Source organism: Bifidobacterium sp. LH_417 (genome assembly GCF_056357035.1).
Window position 1 is genome coordinate 16,176 of record NZ_JBKEVI010000014.1, and the last position, 19,650, is coordinate 35,825.

The following is a 19,650-nucleotide window of genomic DNA, read 5'->3' on the forward strand; positions in this document are numbered from 1 at the left end:
GGCGGCGCGCGGACTCCGACGGCGGGTAGACTGGGGGCCATGCAACAGCTCAGTGTCGTGATCTCCGGCTTCGACCATTATGACGACGTGCGCGTCAACCCCTCCTACGAGGTGCCGAAACTGCTCGCCGAACGCGGCGTCGACGGGCTCGACGACGTGGACCTCACCATCCGCGCGGTGAGCCTGCCCGTCAGCTTCGCCAAGGCGTGGCCCACGCTGCTCGGCGCCATCGAGGAGGCGAAGCCGAACATCGTCATCGCCACCGGACTCAAGCACGCGGCGCGCGGCGTGATGATGGAGCGCTGCGCCACGAACCTCATGGACGCCGCCAAGCCGGACGCCGACAACGTGGTGCCGCGGCGCGCGCCGATCGATCCGGACGGCCCCGCCGCCTACTGGACGCGTCTGCCGCTGCGTGCGATCATCGCCGATTTCGCGCATGACGGCATTCCCGCCACCCTGAGCTCGGACGCGGGCACGTTCGTCTGCAACTCGCTGTTCTACAACCTGCTCAACTGGGCACACGGCCAGGAGCGCGTGCTCGCCGGATTCGTGAGCTTCCCGCTCGTCAACGAGTCGCCGCACCCGCAGCATGGTCTGCCGCTGCGCCAGCTCGTCTCGGCCGGCGGCGACGTGGTGCGCGAGACGGTGCGCTACTACCGTCGTCCCAGCTCGAAGGAGATCCTCATCGCGTGACGCCGCGACGCGCCGACATCGAACAAAAGTGGGTAATGATGTGTGCATTGCGGGCGCGTCCGGCCCGTTTCCGGCCGTGATGGGATACGATTTTGCTCGATATGCCCGCATAGGGCGCATTATGGGTAGAGCGATGTGATGGAGCCGAAAGGACAGACATGGATCAGTTCCCGATCGTGTTGAGGGGTTACGACAAAGACAAGGTCGACGAGGCCTTCGCCGCCGCGCAGGAGCGCGTGCGTCAGGCGCAGCGCACGCTCGCCGGCATGCGCGAGCAGATCGCGGCCGGCGACGACCGCATCCTGCAGCTGCAGGCGCAGCTGGAGGAGGAGAAGAAGCGCAAGCCCGCCAACAACAGCTTCGCCTCGCTCGGCGCCAACGCCCAGCAGATGCTCGCCTCCGCCGAACAGACCAGCTCCGAGCTGCTCGAACGCGCCAAGGCCGACGCCGCCACCACGCGCAAGGCCGCCCAGGCGCAGGCGCAGACGCTCATCAACAACGCCAAGCTCGACGCCCAGCACATCATCGACGACGCCAACCAGCGCGCCTCCTCCACTCTCGACCAGGCGAACAACGAGGCCGAGACCATCACCACCACCGCCCGCAACGACGCCGCCCAGCTGCGCGCCGAAACCGCGAAGAACGTGACCGAGCAGCGCCAGACCGTCGAACTCGAGCTCAGCAACTCCCGCGAGGAGCACAACAAGAAGCTCGCCTCCGAGCGCGCCGCGCAGGAGCGCGAGCTGTCCGACCTCAAGGCCACGGCCACCGCGCAGATCGCCGCCCAGCGCAAGAGCACCAACGAGGAGCTCTCCCGCCTCAAGTCCGAGGCGAACGACCAGATCGAGGCCGCGCTCGCCGAGGCGAACAAGAAGCTCGCCGACGTGCGCGAGCAGGTCTCCAAGATGATGACCGACGCCCAGCGCAAGGCCGGCGAGATCACCGACGAGGCCAAGTCGAAGGCGCAGGAGATCACCGACGACGCCGAAGTGCACCGCACCAAGACGATGAGCCAGGTGAACGCCGAGGTCCAGCAGATCCGCACCGACATCGCCGCCCAGCAGGAGGAGGCGACCAAGAAGGTCAGCGAGCTGCTCGACAACCTGGAGGAGCGTCGCACCGCCGCCAAGGCCGAGGCCGACAAGCTCGTCAGCCAGGCGAAGACCGTGCGCGAGGAGGCCGACTCCTACGCCGCGTCCAAGCGCGCCGACGCGGACGCCCAGGCCGCCGCCATCCTCAAGAAGGCGGGCGAGGACGCCGAAGCTCAGATCGAGGAGCGTCGCACCGCCGCCCAGGTCGAACTCGACGGTCTCAAGAAGAACATCCACGAGCTGCAGCAGCGCGAGGCGCAGATCACGCAGCGCGTCACCGAACTGCGTTCCATGTTCGCCAACGCGTTCTCCGGATTCCTCGGCGACCCGGTCGCCGCGCCGGACGTGCCGGTGAAGAACGCCGTGCCCGCTCCGGAACCCGCGCAGCCTGCAGACGGCGACGACGAGAACGCCGGCGACGGCGCCGAGACCGGCGTCGAGGCGGCGCCCGCCGCCGACGCGCAGGCCCCCGCGCCGGTCCCGCAGCCGGCCGATGCCGACTGAGACCGATTGACGTCCGTGCCGCAATGGCACCACGATGCCCGCCGCCCGTATGCATACGGGCGGCGGGCATCGTCGTTTTCGAACGAGTCGCGTCCACCATGCGGAACGTCGCTTGCGCGGTTCCGCCACGGCGCGGCGGCGAGTAAGCTGGTTCCGGTTGTTATCCGCCCACAAGGAGACAAAGGAGAACATCGGATATGACTGAACTGCAGCCGTTGAGCAACGACGCGTTGACCGTCCTGCGCGAGGATTTCGACGATGACGGCACCAACCGCATGGCGATGAACGCGGTGACCGCCGCCGGCATCGACACCGTCGCGAAGAACTATGACCGCGCACGCCTGCTGCAGCGCCGCTTCTCCACCGTTGTGGATAACGGCGAGGCCACCCACCAGGACCGTTCCGGCCGTTGCTGGCTGTTCAGCTCCCTGAACGTGGCGCGTTTCGTGGCGAAGAAGAACCTGAACGTCAAGGAGTTCGAGTTCTCCCAGAACTACGCCATGTACTACGACAAGCTCGAGCGCATCAACTACTTCCTGCAGGACGTGGCCGCCCTCGTGCGCGCCGGCGAGCCCGCCGACTCCCGTCTCGTCCAGCACCTGCTCGCCGACGTGATGGGCGACGGCGGCCAGTGGACGATGGCGATGAACGTGTACAAGAAGTACGGCGCCGTGCCGAAGGATCTCTACCCGGAGACCGCTTCCTCGAAGAACACCGGCGCGATGAACACGCAGCTGCGCCACATGCTGCACACCGCCGTCGCCCGCATGTTCGCCGCGCATGCCGCCGGCGACGACGCCGCGATCGACGCGACGATCGCGGAGGCGCGCGCCGCCGGACACCGCATCCTCACCATCCATCTGGGTGAGCCGCCGGTCTCCTTCGACTGGGAGTGGACCGACAAGGACGGTGAATTCCACCGCGACGGCGAGATCACGCCGCAGGAGTTCTGGAAGAAGTACGTGGGATCCGCCGATCTGGAAAGCTACGTCTGCCTCGTCGACGATCCGCGCAAGGAGCATCCGAAGGGCCGCAAGATCGCCATCGAGCACTTGGGCAACGTTGCCGGCGGCGACGCCACCGAATACCTCAACGTGCCGAACCAGTTCATGAAGGACTGCGTCAAGCGCATCCTCGTCGAGCAGGGCATTCCGGTGTGGTTCGGCGCCGACTGCCATCCGTTCATGGACCGCGAGTCCGGCGCGTGGGCCACCGACCTGTTCGAGTACGGTTCGATCTACGATTTCGATTTCGATCTCGACAAGGAGGCGCGCGTGCGCTTCGCCGATTCCGCGATGAACCACGCGATGGCCTTCGCCGGCGTGGACGTCGCCGAAGACGGCACGACGACCCGCCGTTGGCGCGTCGAGAACTCCTGGGGCTCGAAGATCGCCGACAAGGGCTACTTCACGATGAGCGACGACTGGTTCACCGAGTACGTCTACGAGGTCGCCGTCCCCAAGGCGCTCCTGCCCGACGAGTACCTCAAGGCCCTCGAAGAACCCGCCATCTCCCTGCCCGCATGGGATCCGATGGGAGCTCTCGCCTGAAAGGCGAGAGCTCCTGAGCCGACATGCCGTATGACGAACAGCCCGGTGGGCTGTTTGTAGGCATGGCCCGCGGGCGTGAGGCTGCGGGGAACGGTGAAGGCAGATTTGAGTCTCGCCGTAGGCGAGTCCGTGTTTGCAGGGCTCGGAGAGCTCTCGCCTGAAAGGCGAGAGCTCCTGAGCCGCCGAACCGTTAAGCGGGCAACCCGGTGGGTTGTCCGTAGGTTCGGTGAGCGGCCGACAGGCCGCGAAGTACGGTGAAGGCAGGTCTGGGTCTCGCCGTAGGCGAGGCCGTGCTTGCAGGGCTCGGAGAGCTCTCGCCTGAAAGGCGAGAGCCAGAGGTCAATAATCCGCCCATTCCGGCCGGCCGTTCCACGAAACGGCCGGCCGGTTTCGTATTTTGGGCGCCGGCCACTACAGTGAAGTGGTTGCCGCACGGTGCGGCGCATATCGCATGTCGCATGCATGTCGCATGCGCAGCGCATGCATATCGAATGACTCATGGTCAAGAAAGGAGAGTCGGCATGGCAGCACTTCGTGGTCCGGACAGTTCCGAGGACGCGCGTCGTTTGGGGGAGCAGGCCGTCTTTCCCGAGACCGTCGACGTCAACATCCGCCAGCTCGACCCGATTCCGGCGCCGCGCGCGTTCCTGAGGGAACTGCCGCTCACCGATGAGATGAGCGAACTGGTGCTCACCTCCCGTCAGGAGATCCGCAACGTCCTGCACGGTCGCGACGACCGTCTGCTCGTCATCGTCGGCCCGTGCTCGATCCACGATCCGAAGGCGGCGCACGAGTACGCGACGAAGCTCGCCGCCGTGAACCGCGAGCTCAACGACCGGCTGCTCATCGTCATGCGCGTGTACTTCGAGAAGCCGCGCACCACGATTGGTTGGAAGGGCCTCATCAACGATCCGGACCTCGACGGACGCTTCAACATCCGCAAGGGCATGTGGTTGGCGCGCAAGGTGCTGTCCGACGTGCTGAAACTCGGCCTGCCCGCCGCCACCGAATGGCTCGACCCGATCACCCCGCAGTACATCTGCGACCTGATCAGCTGGGGTGCGATCGGCGCGCGCAACACCGAATCGCAGGTGCACCGCGAGCTCGCGTCCGGCCTGTCCATGCCGGTGGGCTTCAAGAACGCGACCGACGGTTCGATCAAGCCGGCCGCCGATTCCTGCTACGCCGCCGCGTTCGAGCATCACTTCCTGTCCATCAATCTGGACGGCCGCGTCATCTCCGCGGAGACGAAGGGCAATCCCGACTGCCATCTCGTGCTGCGCGGCTCCAACCATGGGCCGAACTACGACAAGGAGTCCGTCGCGGAGGCGATGGCGGCGCTGAAGGCATCGAAGGCGTCCGGCCCGAGCGAGCACGGTCTCATCATCGACGCCGCGCACGGCAACTGCGGCAAGGACGAGGTGCGTGAGGCCGAGGTCGTCGAGGAGATCGCCGAACGTGTCGCCGAAGGCGAACCGGGCATTCTCGGCGTGATGATGGAAAGCTTCCTCGTTGCCGGCCATCAGAAGCCGGCACCGCTCGACCAGCTCGTCTACGGCCAGTCGGTGACGGATTCCTGCGTGCCGTGGGACCGCACCGAGGAGCTGCTGCGCACGCTCGCCGACGCGGTCGCCGCCCGCCGCGCCCGCTGACCTGTTCCGTCGAAGCCCCGTCAGCCCGTGTCGTTCCGGTCGATTCCGGAACGACACGGGCGTTCCGGTACCGTCGCCGGCGGGTCTCCTGAACATTCCCTGCCGATTCCGTCCCGATGGCGGCTAGGATATACGCCCATGAGATACGCCATCGTCGACGATATTCCCGAAGACCGCGACGCACTCGCCGCTGCGGTCGATGATTACTGCGCACGGCATGACGCCGTCGCGCTGTGCGAACATTTCGATACGGTCGAGGCATTCCGACATACGTGGCACCCCGGTCGTTTCGACCTTGTGTTCCTCGACGGCTATTTTCCGACGTCCGCATCCGGCATCGACGCCGCTCGCTGGCTGCGCGCGCAGGGCTACGACGGCCCGATCGTCATGACCACGGTGAGCACCGATTTCGCCGTCGACGGGTACGAGTTCGGCGTCGCCGCCTACCTCGTCAAACCGTTCGGCAGGACGCAGCTCGACGCCGCGCTCGATCGGCTGAACGGCGCGTTGCGCTCGCGCGTCGTGCCGCGCCGCGACGTCGTGTCCGGTTGCGTCGTCGAACTGCCGGTCGGCGCGCGTGCCGCCGCCACACTGGCCTCCCGCGCGAATCGTGCGGATCGGACGAATCGCGGCGAACGCGCCGAACGCGGCGGCAGACCGTCGACGGGTGCCGCCGCGTCGTATGCGGTCGTCGCCTTGGCCGACGGCGAGCACATCCTGCGTTTCGACGCGGCGCGCATGGCCTACTGCCATGCGGACGGGCATACGGTCATCGTCCGCAACGCGGACGGTCCGGCCGAAGCGTCGTTCACGGTGCGTGCCGGCTTCACCCGATTGGCCCACGAACTCGCACGATGGCCGCGTTTCCTCACCTGCGCGCGTGGCTGGATCGTCAACCTCGACCATGTCGTCGGCATCGACGCCGACTCCTTCCTCGTGGCGGTCCGCGAGTCCCCGTCCGGGACCGGAACACCTGCCGGGACCGGTGCCGTATCCGGCGTCACGCATGGCGTCGCGCACGATGCCGCATATGATGACGCGGGTGATGACGCGGCCGGCGGCGCCGTCGCGCATGTGCCAATCAGCCGGCGCCGCTACGCCGAGGCGAAGGCGCGCTACGCCGAACACCGGTTCGCGCACATGCGGCGCCCCGACGGCCGCTGACCCCTACCGCAGGAGCAACCATCATGCTGTACCCGTTGCTTGAATCCCTGCTCGCCGTCTTGGGCGTCGAACCGGAATACGATCCGGCATCGCCCGCGATCGCCGTGCGCGCCGTCCTTCTGCACGCCACGCTGGTCCCCGCGATCATCCTGTGCTTCGCGATCGCATGGAACATGCTCCGCACGTCGCGCCGGTACGCGGTCACGACCACGGCCATCGCCGTCACGGCATACGACGTGCTCAGCGTGTGGCTGGAACTCGGCCCCGTCCCCGGCGATTTCGTCTCCGTACTGTCCCTCGTATTCGCCGTATTCGTCGTCGTATGGTTCTGGCATGTGAGCACGCTGGACTTCTTCCGCGCGCTGTTCACGTCCCTGTCGTGCGCGGTGATGATGGCCGTCTGCGTGTTCGCCGGCCAGATCGCGGACGCGGTCGCGGTGGGGGAGTGGCGCTGGCTGGAGATCCGCGTCGCATGGGTGGACGTCGCCGTCACCTACGCGCTTGCGGCGGTGTTCGTGGCCGTCCTGTGGCGTCCGGCGCGCGAGACGATGCCGCGCCTGTTGCACAGCCCCGTGATCGCGGCCCCCGCGTGGCGCGTGCTCTGGCTGGCGCCCTTCGGCCTGTACGCGCTGCTCATGATGTACCAGGACCTCTACATGGACGTGCTCAACGACCATGCCGCGCAGGTCGGCGTCGTCGCGGCCGTCATGTACGCCGTGCTGCTGGTCCTGCTCTACTGGCTGCTCGCTAAAACGGACCGCGAGTCGACGCGACGCATCGAGGCGGAGGAACGCAACCGGCGCCTCGCGTTGGGACGCGTGCAGCTGCGCTCGCTGACGGAACGCATGGAGACGGCGCGGCGCACCCGGCACGACCTGCGCCAGCACGTCGTCGCGTTGCAGGCGTACGCGCGCGAAGGCGACATGGCCGCCGTGCGCGCGTACCTCGACGACGTGGCCGGCTCGGCGGAGCTCGACGAGCCGATCGCCGTATGCGAGAACATCGCGGTGAACGCGGTCGTGTCCTACTATCTCGCGGCGGCGCGCAAGGCCGGCGTCACGGTGGACGTGCGCGCGCGGGTCCCCGGCCGGGTGGACGTCGCCGTCGCCGACATCGTCGTCGTGCTCGGCAACCTGCTGGAGAACGCGGTCGCCGCCGCCGCGCGTTGCGTCGCGGCGTGCGGCGGATCCGCGTGCGCGCCCGACGTGACGCTGCGCGCGCACGTCGACGCTCGCGGAGCGCTGCTGCTCACCGTCGACAACCGTTACGTCGACCGCGTCCGGCGCGACGCCGACGGCCGGTTGCTGTCGTCGCGCCACGCGGGCGCGGGCGTGGGTCTCGCGTCCGTCGCCGCCGTGGTCGACCGCCTGGGCGGTGAGATGCGCGTCGACGAGGGAAGCCCCGTCCGTTCCGACGATGATGCTCAGTCCCCCGATTCCGGCGAACCCGGCGGCGTATCCGCGCGTGTCTTCCGCGTTTCCGTGATGATGCCCGCCTCGCCGGAGGGGGAATCTGAATCCTCCGTAATCGCCTGACGGGTGGTGACGGGGGAGCGCGGCTGATGCCGAACCATTCGTGGCGTGGCGTCCGCCGTTCGTGACGCCGCGCTGGATTGCCCTCCGACACCTCCCATAGGGTGGAGAAAACAGTCCGGTTCATGGTCCGCTCGTAAGGGGGCATGGTGCCGGGCGGTATCCGTTACGACGGTCGGATCGCGCGACGCCGCGCGCCGGCGGGGAGGGGGCATGACCATGGCCAGCCGATTGAAGATGCCGGTTCGTGCCGTCGCCGCACTCGTCGCCGTCATGACCTCATGCACGCTTACCGTGACGCCCGCGCTCGCCGAAGAGTCTGCGCCGTCCACCGCGTCCGTCGCAACCGTCGCCGCCGAACCGTCCGTCGCCGCCGCCGAACCGGCGGAGGATACGGACGTCGCCGAGGCGTCGGAACCGGCGGCGGGAGAAACCGGTACCGGTTCCGACAATGCCGCGGAAACGGACGCGGTCGCCGAATCGGCCGCTGAACCGGAGGAATCATCCGGGGAAACGGAACCGGTCGCCGAATCGGATACTGGCGAACCGGATGCGGACGCCGAACCCGTGCCGACGCCGGAGACGGCGCAGGCCGCGGCCATGGACTTCACGGTGACCGGCGGTGAGGATGGCAAGGATTACGAATACAAGGCCGACGCCTCCAAGGGCGGTGTGCTCACCCTGCATCCGTCGGCTGGGTCCGTCACGTTGACGGTGTCGATGAACGGGTCGTTGCGGCATCCGTCCACGGCCGATCCGAGCGCGACGAAGGATCGTATCGTCGTCACGCCGAAGGATGGTGTGACCGCGAACGTCGTGCTGAACGGCGTGAAGATCGATCTGAGCAAGGATACGGATATCGATGCCGCTGCGTTCGCGCACACGTCCGGCAAGCTGAATCTCACACTTGCCAGCAAGAGCGAGAATAAGCTGATTTCCGGTCCCAAACATGCCGGTTTGGAGAAGAACGACCTGCAGTCCGGTCCGTCCGCGAATTTCACATTGACTATCTCATCACAAGGTTCCGGCAACACCGATTGGGGCAGTCTGCTCGCCCGGTCGTACGGTGAATACGAGGCTGCGTCTAGTGCCGGCATCGGTGGCAGCAGCAAGAGCAGCTCATATATCACGATTACCGGTGGTGTGGTGACAGCTGATTCCTACTCTGAAAAAGCCGCAGCGAATGCTGCCGGTATTGGTGGTGGCAATAGAGGTGCTGGTTCGTATATCACGGTGTCCGGTGGCGAGGTGACCGCTAGGTCGCGCAGCAACGGAAGCGAGACCGGCAATGGCATCGCGAGTGGTACCGGTATTGGTGGCGGCAATAGAGGTGCTGGTTCGTATATCACAGTGTCCGGTGGTGTGGTGACGGCCGAGACGTATGGCAACAGATACTCGTTCGGTGCCGGTATCGGTGGCGGATCCGCCAAGGCCGGTTCATGTATCGAGATTTCCGGTGGCGTGGTGACTGCTAGAGCGTCTGGCCGCCATGGTGCATACGGCGCCGGTATCGGTGGCGGTCAGCGCGGTTCTGGAACTGATATCCGGATTTCCGGTGGATATGTATCGGCTAATTCTAGGAACGCAAGTGCGATTGGCGCCGAGACCAATGGTGTGATGATCACCGGCGGTTATTTCGCCGATACATCACGTGATGCGGTGACGAACAACAAGGTGTACGGCGTAACGCCGGCGGATGGGTATGAGGTCATTGCCAATGATGGTGATGATAAGAATGCGTATCCGGTGCGTGTGACGACCATTTCCATGGATTTTGCGGTGTCCGGTGGCGAGCTTGGCGTGGATTATGAGTACACGCCGAACGTCGGCGTCGCTAAGTCCGGTGTGCTGACCCTGCATCCGTCGTCCGATTCGGTCACGTTGACGGTGTCGATGAAGGGAGGCACGTTGCGGCATCCGTCCGTTGCCGACAAGACCGCGACGAAGGATCGTATCGTCGTCACGCCGAAGGATGGTGTGACTGCGAACGTCGTGCTCAATGGCGTGAAGATCGATCTGAGCAAGGATACGGATATCGATGCCGCTGCGTTCGCGCACACGTCCGGCAAGCTGAATCTCACACTTGCCAGCAAGAGCGAGAACAAACTGATTTCCGGTCCCAAACATGCCGGTCTGGAGAAGAACGACCTGTCGATCGGCCCGGACGAGGCTTTCGCCCTGACCATCACATCGGAAGGTTCCAATGAGGCCGATTGGGGCAGTCTGCTCGCCCAATCGTACAGTGAATCCTCCGCCTACTCCGTGTTTGGTGCTGGTATTGGCGGCGGCGAGAATGGTTCCGGTTCGTATATCACTGTTTCCGGCGGCAAGGTGACGGCGCAGTCGTACAGTGGATCCTCTGCCGCGGTTGGTGCCGGTATCGGCGGCGGAAGTAACGGCGATGGTTCGTATATCACGATTTCCGGTGGTGTGGTGACGGCTCAGTCGTACGGTGGTTCCGGCATTGCGTGTGGTGCCGGTATCGGCGGCGGTCGCGACGGTGATGGTTCGGATGTCAGGATTACCGGCGGCAGTGTGAAGGTGATCGATGGAACGGTCAGCTCCTCTTCCACCACGCCGCAGCCGACGGACGGCAACGGCAACAACGTGTATCTGGCGGTGGTGCCGGCTTCGGCGGATCATCGTACGGTGCGTTCGTGCGCGGCGTCCGGCGACTGTTCGGATACGGGCGGCGCATGGAAGACCGATTGGAAGATCGACGGCACGCATGTGAACACGGACGGCACTGCGGATGCGAACCTGTATCTGTGGCTGCCGGTATCGGATGGTGCGGCGGGCGACCAGTTCGTGCGGACATCGTCGGCCGACTCCTCGTATACGCCGTATCGCGCGGTGTATGAAGGCGAGAACGCCGATGGCGCGACGAACCCGTGGCAGTGGTTCGATACTGCCACGTCGAGCACGTACACGCTGTCGATTCCGAAGACCACGGTCTCGATGGATGAGGATACGACGGGCGACACCGCGGACGTGAAGGTCACGGACGTCAAACTCGTCGATCCCGGCAGGAAGCTCGCCGTCTCCGGCTCCGTCGTCGGCGGCACGGCCGACGACTGGACGGCGTCGGACGGTCTGAAACTGACCCGTTCCGATGGCAACGTCGCGCTGCGTTCCAGCGTGACCGACGGCAACGGCACTACGCTCGGCGGCGAATCGCCGCTGCTCGGCGGCATCGGTGACGGCGACTCCACGGCGACGCTGCACTTCGGCAAGCCGACCATCGCAGGCGACGCCGACGCCACGGTCCCCGCCGGCCGCTACACCGCCACGCTCACCTTCACCGTCAATGAGGAGAGGCGATGATGGCTGATTCCACAACGACGCGCCGCACACCGTGGCGGACCCTGCTGATCGTACTGCTCGTCCTCGCCGTCGCCGCCGGCGGCGTGGTCGTCGGCGCCAACTGGAACCGCTGGTTCGGCTCCGGCGACACGACCGCCCAAGTCGAAACCGAAGGCGAGGACTGGACCGGCGACCAGGACACCTACACGGGCAAGAAGAACACCGACACGATCGACATTCCCGGCTTCGACTCGATGACGTTCAAAGCGGGCGTGACCACGCAATCGGTGAACCTGCATAACCCGGAACAGAACACCTGCTATTTCCGGATTACGCTCGTCCTCGCGGACGGCACTGAGATCTGGCGGTCGAAACTCATCGAACCCGGCAAAGGACTGCATGAGATCGAACTGGCCCAAGCATTATCCGTTGGGGACTACGAGGGGGTGACGCTCAAGTACGAATGCTTCTCGTTGAACGACCAAAGTCCGCTCAACGGCTCCGACATCAAACTCACATTGCATGTGGTCGACTGAACCACATGAACCATAACCACATGGGCCATAACCACATACCAACCAAACCCCAACGAAGGGAATCATCATGAAGAAGCAGATCGCCGCGGCCGCCGCCGCGCTCGCACTTATCCCGGCTTTCGCGCTGCCCGCCACCGCGCTCGCGGATTCGTCTGACATGCGTGTCGAATACAACGTGAAATCCAGCTACACGCTGCGCATCCCCGCCAACATCATCCTGTCTGAAAGCCAGAGCAGGGAATCGGGCGGCATCGGCGTGAACGCGGCGAACATCGAACCCGGCAAGGTGCTCAACGTGAGCATCAAGGACGGCCTGACCGACCATAAGGCGACTCTGGCCAACAAGTCCGACGCAACCGTGAAGGCCGTCTCCGCCGTGACCGACTCCGCCGGCAAGGCGATGTCGAACGGCGATGTGGTCAGCAGCTTCACCGGCGTCGTCTCCTCCACCGTCACCATCGGCAACAAGCTCACCTTCAGCAAGCTGACGGACGCGAACGGCGGGGCGAAGGTCCAAGCCGGCTCCTATCTGGGCGTCATGACTTTCGAGGCGTCCATCGTCGACAAGCAGTAGCGTCCGTCCGCGGCGGCGCGGCGTATCGCGCCGCTCCACGGGCGGGACGGAATTCCGGCACATGAAGGAAAGGAACGAAATCATGGCGACGCGCAGCATCGCACGCATGTCCGCGGCGACGACGGCCATCACGTTGACGGCGGGACTGTCCATGGCGACGACCTTCCCGGCATGGGCCGATTCCGGCAGTATGAGGCTGGACGCCGAAATCGCGTCCACCTACACGCTGACGATTCCCGCGCGCACGACGATCGCGTACGGCGACGAGACCACCTCCGTGCGCGGACTCGCCGTCAACGGCAACATCGGCGTGGATGAACACGTGCGCGTGGAGGCTGCGACCTCCGGCGTCCTCACCGGGGAGGACGGCGCGCGTCTCGCGTTCGACCTCGTCGCGGACGACGATGGCGCGGCATTTGCCGGAGCGAATTGGGATGCCGACGCGGCGGACGGCGGTGAGGAAGCGACGTTCGCCGTGCGCATCACGCGCGAGGCGTGGAAGGCGGCGGGCGCGGGCGAATACCGCGGATCCGTCGCCTTCTCCGCCACGTTGGAGCATGATTCCGGCGACGACGGTAGTGGCTTGGCAACCCGCGAGGATGCCGACCCGGCAACGGATGGAGAGAGCGTCGCCGGCTGCGGTTCCGTTGCGGATGAAGAGGCGGCAACGGAGACCCGAACGGGAACGACCGAACTCGTCACTACCGTGCCCGTCGCACGACGGGCCGCGTCATCATTGTCCACAACGGGCGTGGGCGTCACGGCGGCCGTCGTGGCGGTGCTGCTCGCCGCGGCGGGTGGACTGGCCGCGCTGGGGGCGAAGGTGTCCGGCAGTCGCCGGTGACGGTCCGGCGGCGGCCACGTACGGCGGCACCGCGGCCATCCGCTATGCTTGGGGGCTGGATAGACAAGCATAGGGAGAGAATGACGTCATGCAGCAGCAGCCGTTGAACAAGCCGGAGGATCTCAAGGCCATCCGTGAGGCGATGGACGCGGGCAAGAACCCGCTGGTCGCCACCGATGTGCCCCGCTGGGAGGACCAGGTGGGCGTCAGCCGCATCGTGAACCGCCGCGTCCTCGAATTCGAGGTGCTGCCCACGCCGGCGCAGGTGCTCGGCGACCTGCCGCTCACGCCCGAGGCGCGGGACCTTGTCGCCTATTCGCGCGACGAGATCCGCGCCTGCCTGTACGGGCAGGACGACCGTCTGCTCGTCGTCGTCGGACCGTGCTCGGTGCACGATCCGGCTGCGGCGCTCGACTATGCGCGTCGCCTCGCCAAGCTCAAGGACGAGCTCGGCGGCGAACTGCTCATCGTGATGCGCGTGTACTTCGAGAAGCCGCGCACCACGGTCGGCTGGAAGGGTCTCATCAACGATCCGGACATCGACGGCTCGTGCAACATCCGCAAGGGCCTGCTGCTCGCCCGTCGCACGCTGCTCGGCGTGCTGGACGAGGGGCTCGCCGCCGCCACCGAGTTCCTCGAGCCGACCAGCCCGCAGTTCATCGCGGACGCGGTCAGCTGGGGCGCGATCGGCGCGCGCAACACCGAAAGCCAGGTGCACCGCCAGCTCGCCAGCGGCCTGTCGATGCCGATCGGCTTCAAGAACGCGACCGACGGCTCGGTCAAGGCGGCGTCCGACTCCTGCTTCGCGGCCGCGCAGCAGCACACGTTCTTCGGTATCGACCATCTGGGTCGTGCGGCCGTCGTCAAGACGCTCGGCAACCCGGACTGTCACGTCGTGCTGCGCGGCGCCAGCTCCGGCCCCAACTACTCGCGTGAGGACATCGCGGCGGCGTTGGAGACGATCCGCGGCCGCATGCCCGCCGAGTCCGCGGCCGCGCACGGGCTCATCGTCGACTGCTCGCACGGCAACTCCGGCAAGGACGAGCACCGTCAGGCCGAGGTCGTGCGTGAGATCGCCGCGCGCATCGCTTCCGGCGAGCAGGGCATCACCGGCGTGATGATGGAGAGCTTCATCGAAGGCGGCAACCAGCCGGCGGCGCCGCTCAGCCAGCTCGTCTACGGCAAGTCGATCACCGACAAGTGCCTGAGCTGGGAGGACACGGAATCCCTGCTGCGCGAACTCGCCGAGGCGGTCGCCACGCGACGTTGGCGTTGACGTCGCGCCGGCACCGGTCCAACGTCTGACCATGAGCTCCCCTATGCTCGGTTGCGGAAACGCACATCGAGCATAGGGGAGATTTCGTATGACCGGCAAGCACACGGCACCCGCCACGACGGCATCCGCCACTAGGACCATCGCGATCATCGGCGCGCTGGACGAGGAGGTGGCGCTCATCGCCGCCGCCCTCGACCACGTCGCGCACGACCACGCCGCCAGCCTCGACGTCACGCGTGGCACGATCGCCACGAACAAGGGCGAGGAGCTCGCCGTCGTCGCCACCGTGGGCGGCATGGGTCTCGTCGCCGCCGCCGCGACCACGCAGCATCTCATCAGCACATACGCACCCGACGCCGTGATCTTCTCCGGCATCGCCGGCAACCTCAACCGTGAACTGCACGTCAACGACGTCGTGCTCGGTGGCACGCTGCGCTTCCTCGACACCGACATGCGTCTCGTCGGCCAGTGGAAGCCCGGCACGCCGGACATGCCCGTCACCGAATTCCACTCCGACGACCATCTGCTCCACATCGCCGACGAGGCGCTCGACGCTGCCGGCACCAAGCACATCACCGGCATCATCGCCTCCGGCAATTATTTCGTCGACGATCCGCGCAAGGTCGAGCAGATCATCCACGACACGGGCGCCGACGCCGTCGAGATGGAGGGTGCCGCGGTCGCGCAGGTCGCCGCGCGCAACGACGTGCCCGCGCTCGTCATCCGCGCCCTGTCCGACAACGCGGACACCGACTACGAGGTGTTCAAGGAGTTCGACATCTCCGAGTACGCGGACACCGCCGCGCGCCTCGTCGTCGACATGCTGCGTCGCATGTGACGCGCGTCGCGCACGCCTCGCGCCGACGGAAGGTGAACATCCGCTGAACTTACGTAGTCCGGCGTGACTCCTACATGTTCTCCCGCTAGTCTGGAGAGGCAAACGTTTTCACCCGGCGGGCGTGGTGACGTTCCGTCGTGCGCCCGCCGGCGTCCGTCTGTGAGGTGGGACATGGTCTGGTGGCAGGTGCTCGTTCTGGTCGCGCTCGTCGCGCTCGTGGCGGCGGTCGCCGCCTGGCGTGACGGCATGGAGCGCGGCGAGCGCGTGGGGCGCGAGACGCGCCCGCACGTCGCCGCCCCGCTCGACCCCGACGACGTGCTGTTCGGCGGTGAACCGTCGGTGCGTGCGCGCGAGGAGGCGTTCGTCACGGCGATTCCCGAAGCGGTGATTCTCGTCGACGGCGAAGGCGACATCCGATACATGACCGATGACGCCGCCGTATTCAGGCTCAACGAGTCGCGGCATCTCGCGGACGAGGATGCGCTCGGCATCCTCGCGCGCGTCGCCGCGGACGGCGTGACGCGCGAACGCGAGATCGAACTGCCTCTCGACGGCGTGCGCACGCTCGCCGGCGCGAACGGCGAGTCCGGACGCGGCGTCGAGGCCGGCAAGGCGATGCCGTCGAACATCCGCTATCTGAAGCTCAGAGTGAGCGCGATCGGCGACGACCTGTACGCGGTCCTCATCAGCGACATGAGCGAGCAGCGCCGTTTCGAGGCGATGCGACGCGACTTCATGACGAACGTCTCGCACGAACTGAAGACGCCGGCCGGCGCGATCTCCCTGCTCGCCGAGACGATCGGCGACGCCGCCGACGATCCGGACGCCGTGCGCTATTTCGCCGGACGCGTCTCCAAGGAGTCGACGCGGCTCACCGAACTCGTCCACCGTCTCATCGACCTGCAGAAGGCGCAGGACGCGACCGGCGTGCTCGACCCGAAGCGTCTCGGCGTGCTCGCCGTCTCGCGCAAGGCCATCGCCGAGAACCAGGTGCAGGCCGACGGGCGGCATATCGCGCTCGAACTGCACTATGACGGCGTGCAGGTGCCGACCGACGCGCCCGAGGCGGGGGAGCGGGACGCGATCGTCTCGTGCGATGAGGACGCGATCACCACCGCCGTGAAGAACCTCGTCGAGAACGCGATCCACTATTCGCCCGAACACACCACCGTGCGCGTCGCCGTGGGCGCGCGCGACGGCAAGGTGCGCATCCGCGTCATCGATCAGGGCATCGGCATCCCCGCCGAATCCATCGACCGCATCTTCGAACGGTTCTACCGGGTCGATCCGGCCCGCTCACGCGCCACCGGCGGCACCGGCCTCGGCCTCGCCATCGTCAAGCACTGCGTCGCCGACTGCGGCGGCACCGTGTCCGTATGGTCGCATGAGGGGGAGGGGTCCACGTTCACCATCGAACTGCCGCTCGACGCCGACCAGACGCCGCTCGACGGCGCCCCGGACGTCGAAAGCAACGTAGCCGACGACGAAGATACCGTGATGATTCCGCATGAGGAAGACGATGGTGCGGAGACCGCGCGGTAGCGGTTACGTAGTCGAGATTAGCGAGGGATGAACCGTGGACGAACGACTAGGATTGTCCACGTAACGAAACAGGGAAAGGTGATCATGACGCGCATTCTCATCGTGGAAGACGAGGAATCCTACAGGGAACCGCTGGTGTACCAGCTTACGCGGGAAGGATACGACGTCTCCGCGGCCGCGACCGGCGAGGAGGGGCTCGAACTGTTCACCAAGGGCGGCATCGACTTCGTGCTGCTCGACCTCATGCTCCCCGGCATCGACGGCACCGCGCTGTGCCGCCGCATCCGCGAACAGAGCCGCGTCCCGATCATCATGCTCACCGCCAAGTCCGCCGAGATCGACAAGGTCGTCGGTCTCGAGATCGGCGCCGACGACTATGTGACCAAGCCGTACTCGTTCCGCGAGCTGCTCGCGCGCATCCGCGCCGTCATGCGTCGCAACCAGCAGCCGTCCGGCGCGGGCGACGGCGCGGGCGCAGGCGACGACCTGCCGCTCGTGTGCGGCGACATCGCCATGCAGGTCGGCCAGCACCAGGTCACCGTGCGCGGCGAGAACGTGTTCTTCCCGCTCAAGGAATTCGAACTGCTCGAATACCTGCTGCAGAACAAGGGCCGCGTCATGACCCGTCACCAGCTCATCGACCGCATCTGGGGCTCCGATTACGTGGGCGACACGAAGACCCTCGACGTGCACGTCAAGCGCGTGCGCGCGAAAATCGAGGAGGATCCGAGCCACCCCAAGTACCTCACCACCGTGCGCGGTCTCGGCTACAAGATCGACAAGCCGGCCGCGTGACCTGCGGTCACGCGCGAGTCGTTTTGGATGGCGTTCGCCATCCCCTCAGCCTACGGAGAACCCACCGGGTTCTCCGTTTCACGGCTTCGGCCGGCCGCGTGACTTCGTCACGCGCGAGTTGTCTTGCCCGCCTGTCGGCGGGCCTTCGCCTACAAACGGTTCACCGGACCGTTTGCTTCACGGCTCAGCCGGCCGCGTGACTTCGTCACGCGCGAGTTGTCTTGGATGGCGTTCGCCATCCCCTCAGCCTACGGAGAACCCACCGGGTTCTCCATTTCACGGCTTCGGCTTTTATCAGGCTCCCTGTCGGCTTTCACGCCGCAAGGGAGCCGACTACGTTTTGGGGCCGAAAACGACGTAGGCATTGATTGCGGATTGTTCATCGTCCGTTCACCGGTTTCGGCGGGCGGGCCCCCTCGTCGCCTCTAATCTTGGAGATGTCAAGAAATGACGGACGATTCGGAGCGAGCCTCCACACCGCATCCGGATCGCCTCTTGCAAGTGATAGAGGGAAAAGAAACAATGCGTAAGAACATCCTCGTTCGCTCCATTGCCGCCCTGTCCGGCATCGTGATGCTGGCCGGCCTCGCGGCCTGCGGCGACAACACCGCTTCCACGCCCGACGGCGGTTCCAGCTCCGCCACCAAGTCCGAGCCCATCTCCGGTGACTTCCAGGGCGCCGGCGCCTCCTCCCAGCAGGCCGCCGTCGAAGCGTGGATCGCCGGCTTCCAGGGCAACAACCCGGACGCCAAGATCGCCTACAACCCGTCCGGTTCCGGCGCGGGCGTCTCCACCTTCCTGACCGGCGCCACCGCGTGGGCCGGCTCCGACAAGGCCCTGTCCGACGACGAGGTCTCCCAGTCCAAGGAAGTCTGCGCCTCCGGCGCCGCCTTCGACGTGCCGGTCTACATCTCCCCGATCGCCGTGGTCTTCAACCTCAAGGGCGTGTCCGACGCGGGCAAGCACATCAACCTGGACGCCTCCACGATTGCGAAGATCTTCGACGGCAAGATCACCTCCTGGAACGATCCGGCCATCGCCGATCAGAACAGCGACCTCAAGCTGCCTGACACCCCGATCACCGTCGTGCACCGTTCCGACAAGTCCGGCACCACGCAGAACTTCGTCTCCTACTTCAAGGACGCCGCCCCGAACGACTGGAGCTACGACCTGTCCGAGAACTGGCCGAACTCCGTCGGCCAGGGCGCCAAGGGCACTTCGGGCGTGATCTCCACCGTGCAGCAGGCCGACGGCACCATCGGCTACGCCGACTTCTCCCAGGTCGGCAAGCTCGGCACCGTCGCCGTGAAGGTCGGCGACTCCTACAACGAGATCTCCGCCGAGGCCGGTTCCAAGGTCATCGAGGATTCCGATCTCGACTCCTCCGCCAAGGGCGACAACCGCGTGGTCGTGAAGATCAACCACGAGACCACCGCCAAGGGCGCCTACCCGATCGTCCTCGTCTCCTACGCCATCGTCTGCCCGGCCTACAAGGATGCCAAGCAGGGCGAGTTCGCGAAGGCCTGGCTGACCTACATCACCTCCTCCGACGGCCAGAAGGCCGCCCAGGACGCCGCCGGCTCCGCCCCGCTGCCGTCCAGCCTGACCGACAAGATCACCAAGTCGATCGAAGCCATCAAGACCAAGTGATGACCGAGGCCCGGCCATCCGGTCCGGGCGAACGGACATCGGCAAACTGAACAATCCGAATCTGTGAGCCGCAGTCGTGCGAACGGCTGCGGCTCACAGCCGG

15 protein-coding genes are annotated in these 19,650 nt (G+C 66.2%); all 15 read left to right on the forward strand.

Features of this window, described 5'->3' with window-relative positions:
- Window positions 1-39: 39 nt before the first annotated feature.
- The 15 genes from AC1AYR_RS08495 (at window position 40) to pstS (ending at window position 19,547) form a co-directional block, all read left to right on the forward strand.
- Complete coding sequence (locus tag AC1AYR_RS08495) at window positions 40-696, forward strand: pyroglutamyl-peptidase I (protein ID WP_476511854.1); 657 nt, start codon at window positions 40-42, stop codon at window positions 694-696.
- 158 nt (window positions 697-854) lie between these two features.
- Window positions 855-2,291: a cell division protein gene (locus AC1AYR_RS08500; RefSeq protein ID WP_476511855.1), complete on the forward strand. Its 1,437-nt coding sequence runs from the start codon at window positions 855-857 to the stop codon at window positions 2,289-2,291.
- A 197-nt stretch (window positions 2,292-2,488) separates the two neighbouring features.
- Window positions 2,489-3,841 carry a C1 family peptidase gene (locus tag AC1AYR_RS08505; protein WP_476511856.1) on the forward strand — a complete coding sequence of 451 codons (1,353 nt, stop codon included), beginning with the start codon at window positions 2,489-2,491 and terminating at the stop codon, window positions 3,839-3,841.
- A gap of 521 nt (window positions 3,842-4,362) precedes the next feature.
- On the forward strand, window positions 4,363-5,493 hold the full coding sequence (locus tag AC1AYR_RS08510; RefSeq protein WP_476511857.1) for a 3-deoxy-7-phosphoheptulonate synthase: 1,131 nt from the start codon (window positions 4,363-4,365) through the stop codon (window positions 5,491-5,493).
- 138 nt (window positions 5,494-5,631) lie between these two features.
- Window positions 5,632-6,657 carry a LytR/AlgR family response regulator transcription factor gene (locus AC1AYR_RS08515; protein ID WP_476511858.1) on the forward strand — a complete coding sequence of 342 codons (1,026 nt, stop codon included), beginning with the start codon at window positions 5,632-5,634 and terminating at the stop codon, window positions 6,655-6,657.
- Between the two features lie 23 nt (window positions 6,658-6,680).
- Window positions 6,681-8,192: a GHKL domain-containing protein gene (locus AC1AYR_RS08520; RefSeq protein WP_476511859.1), complete on the forward strand. Its 1,512-nt coding sequence runs from the start codon at window positions 6,681-6,683 to the stop codon at window positions 8,190-8,192.
- A gap of 210 nt (window positions 8,193-8,402) precedes the next feature.
- Window positions 8,403-11,513: a CS domain-containing protein gene (locus tag AC1AYR_RS08525; protein ID WP_476511860.1), complete on the forward strand. Its 3,111-nt coding sequence runs from the start codon at window positions 8,403-8,405 to the stop codon at window positions 11,511-11,513.
- Window positions 11,513-12,028 (forward strand): hypothetical protein, encoded by a 516-nt coding sequence (locus tag AC1AYR_RS08530; RefSeq protein WP_476511861.1) that lies wholly within the window; start codon window positions 11,513-11,515, stop codon window positions 12,026-12,028. Before AC1AYR_RS08525 ends, AC1AYR_RS08530 begins: the two co-directional genes overlap by 1 nt.
- A 67-nt stretch (window positions 12,029-12,095) precedes the next feature.
- Window positions 12,096-12,602 carry a hypothetical protein gene (locus tag AC1AYR_RS08535; protein ID WP_476511862.1) on the forward strand — a complete coding sequence of 169 codons (507 nt, stop codon included), beginning with the start codon at window positions 12,096-12,098 and terminating at the stop codon, window positions 12,600-12,602.
- Between the two features lie 82 nt (window positions 12,603-12,684).
- Window positions 12,685-13,446, forward strand: coding sequence for a hypothetical protein (locus tag AC1AYR_RS08540; protein WP_476511863.1), 762 nt, complete (start codon window positions 12,685-12,687; stop codon window positions 13,444-13,446).
- 88 nt (window positions 13,447-13,534) lie between these two features.
- Complete coding sequence (locus AC1AYR_RS08545; protein ID WP_476511864.1) at window positions 13,535-14,722, forward strand: 3-deoxy-7-phosphoheptulonate synthase; 1,188 nt, start codon at window positions 13,535-13,537, stop codon at window positions 14,720-14,722.
- 88 nt (window positions 14,723-14,810) lie between these two features.
- On the forward strand, window positions 14,811-15,560 hold the full coding sequence (locus tag AC1AYR_RS08550) for a 5'-methylthioadenosine/adenosylhomocysteine nucleosidase (protein WP_476511865.1): 750 nt from the start codon (window positions 14,811-14,813) through the stop codon (window positions 15,558-15,560).
- Between the two features lie 171 nt (window positions 15,561-15,731).
- On the forward strand, window positions 15,732-17,102 hold the full coding sequence (locus tag AC1AYR_RS08555; RefSeq protein WP_476511866.1) for a sensor histidine kinase: 1,371 nt from the start codon (window positions 15,732-15,734) through the stop codon (window positions 17,100-17,102).
- Window positions 17,103-17,186: 84 nt separating this feature from the next.
- Window positions 17,187-17,897 (forward strand): response regulator transcription factor, encoded by a 711-nt coding sequence (locus AC1AYR_RS08560; protein ID WP_476511867.1) that lies wholly within the window; start codon window positions 17,187-17,189, stop codon window positions 17,895-17,897.
- A 522-nt stretch (window positions 17,898-18,419) separates the two neighbouring features.
- Window positions 18,420-19,547 (forward strand): phosphate ABC transporter substrate-binding protein PstS, encoded by a 1,128-nt coding sequence (pstS, locus tag AC1AYR_RS08565; RefSeq protein WP_034527970.1) that lies wholly within the window; start codon window positions 18,420-18,422, stop codon window positions 19,545-19,547.
- Window positions 19,548-19,650: the final 103 nt, after the last annotated feature.

Coding starts and splice junctions, on each gene's coding strand:
- AC1AYR_RS08555 (WP_476511866.1), top strand. CDS start 15,732: ATGGTCTGGTGGCAGGTGCTCGTTCTGGTCGCGCTCGTCGCGCTCGTG.
- AC1AYR_RS08535 (WP_476511862.1), top strand. CDS start 12,096: ATGAAGAAGCAGATCGCCGCGGCCGCCGCCGCGCTCGCACTTATCCCG.
- AC1AYR_RS08520 (WP_476511859.1), top strand. CDS start 6,681: ATGCTGTACCCGTTGCTTGAATCCCTGCTCGCCGTCTTGGGCGTCGAA.
- AC1AYR_RS08540 (WP_476511863.1), top strand. CDS start 12,685: ATGGCGACGCGCAGCATCGCACGCATGTCCGCGGCGACGACGGCCATC.
- AC1AYR_RS08500 (WP_476511855.1), top strand. CDS start 855: ATGGATCAGTTCCCGATCGTGTTGAGGGGTTACGACAAAGACAAGGTC.
- AC1AYR_RS08530 (WP_476511861.1), top strand. CDS start 11,513: ATGGCTGATTCCACAACGACGCGCCGCACACCGTGGCGGACCCTGCTG.
- AC1AYR_RS08510 (WP_476511857.1), top strand. CDS start 4,363: ATGGCAGCACTTCGTGGTCCGGACAGTTCCGAGGACGCGCGTCGTTTG.
- AC1AYR_RS08505 (WP_476511856.1), top strand. CDS start 2,489: ATGACTGAACTGCAGCCGTTGAGCAACGACGCGTTGACCGTCCTGCGC.
- pstS (WP_034527970.1), top strand. CDS start 18,420: ATGCGTAAGAACATCCTCGTTCGCTCCATTGCCGCCCTGTCCGGCATC.
- AC1AYR_RS08560 (WP_476511867.1), top strand. CDS start 17,187: ATGACGCGCATTCTCATCGTGGAAGACGAGGAATCCTACAGGGAACCG.
- AC1AYR_RS08550 (WP_476511865.1), top strand. CDS start 14,811: ATGACCGGCAAGCACACGGCACCCGCCACGACGGCATCCGCCACTAGG.
- AC1AYR_RS08525 (WP_476511860.1), top strand. CDS start 8,403: ATGACCATGGCCAGCCGATTGAAGATGCCGGTTCGTGCCGTCGCCGCA.
- AC1AYR_RS08495 (WP_476511854.1), top strand. CDS start 40: ATGCAACAGCTCAGTGTCGTGATCTCCGGCTTCGACCATTATGACGAC.
- AC1AYR_RS08515 (WP_476511858.1), top strand. CDS start 5,632: ATGAGATACGCCATCGTCGACGATATTCCCGAAGACCGCGACGCACTC.
- AC1AYR_RS08545 (WP_476511864.1), top strand. CDS start 13,535: ATGCAGCAGCAGCCGTTGAACAAGCCGGAGGATCTCAAGGCCATCCGT.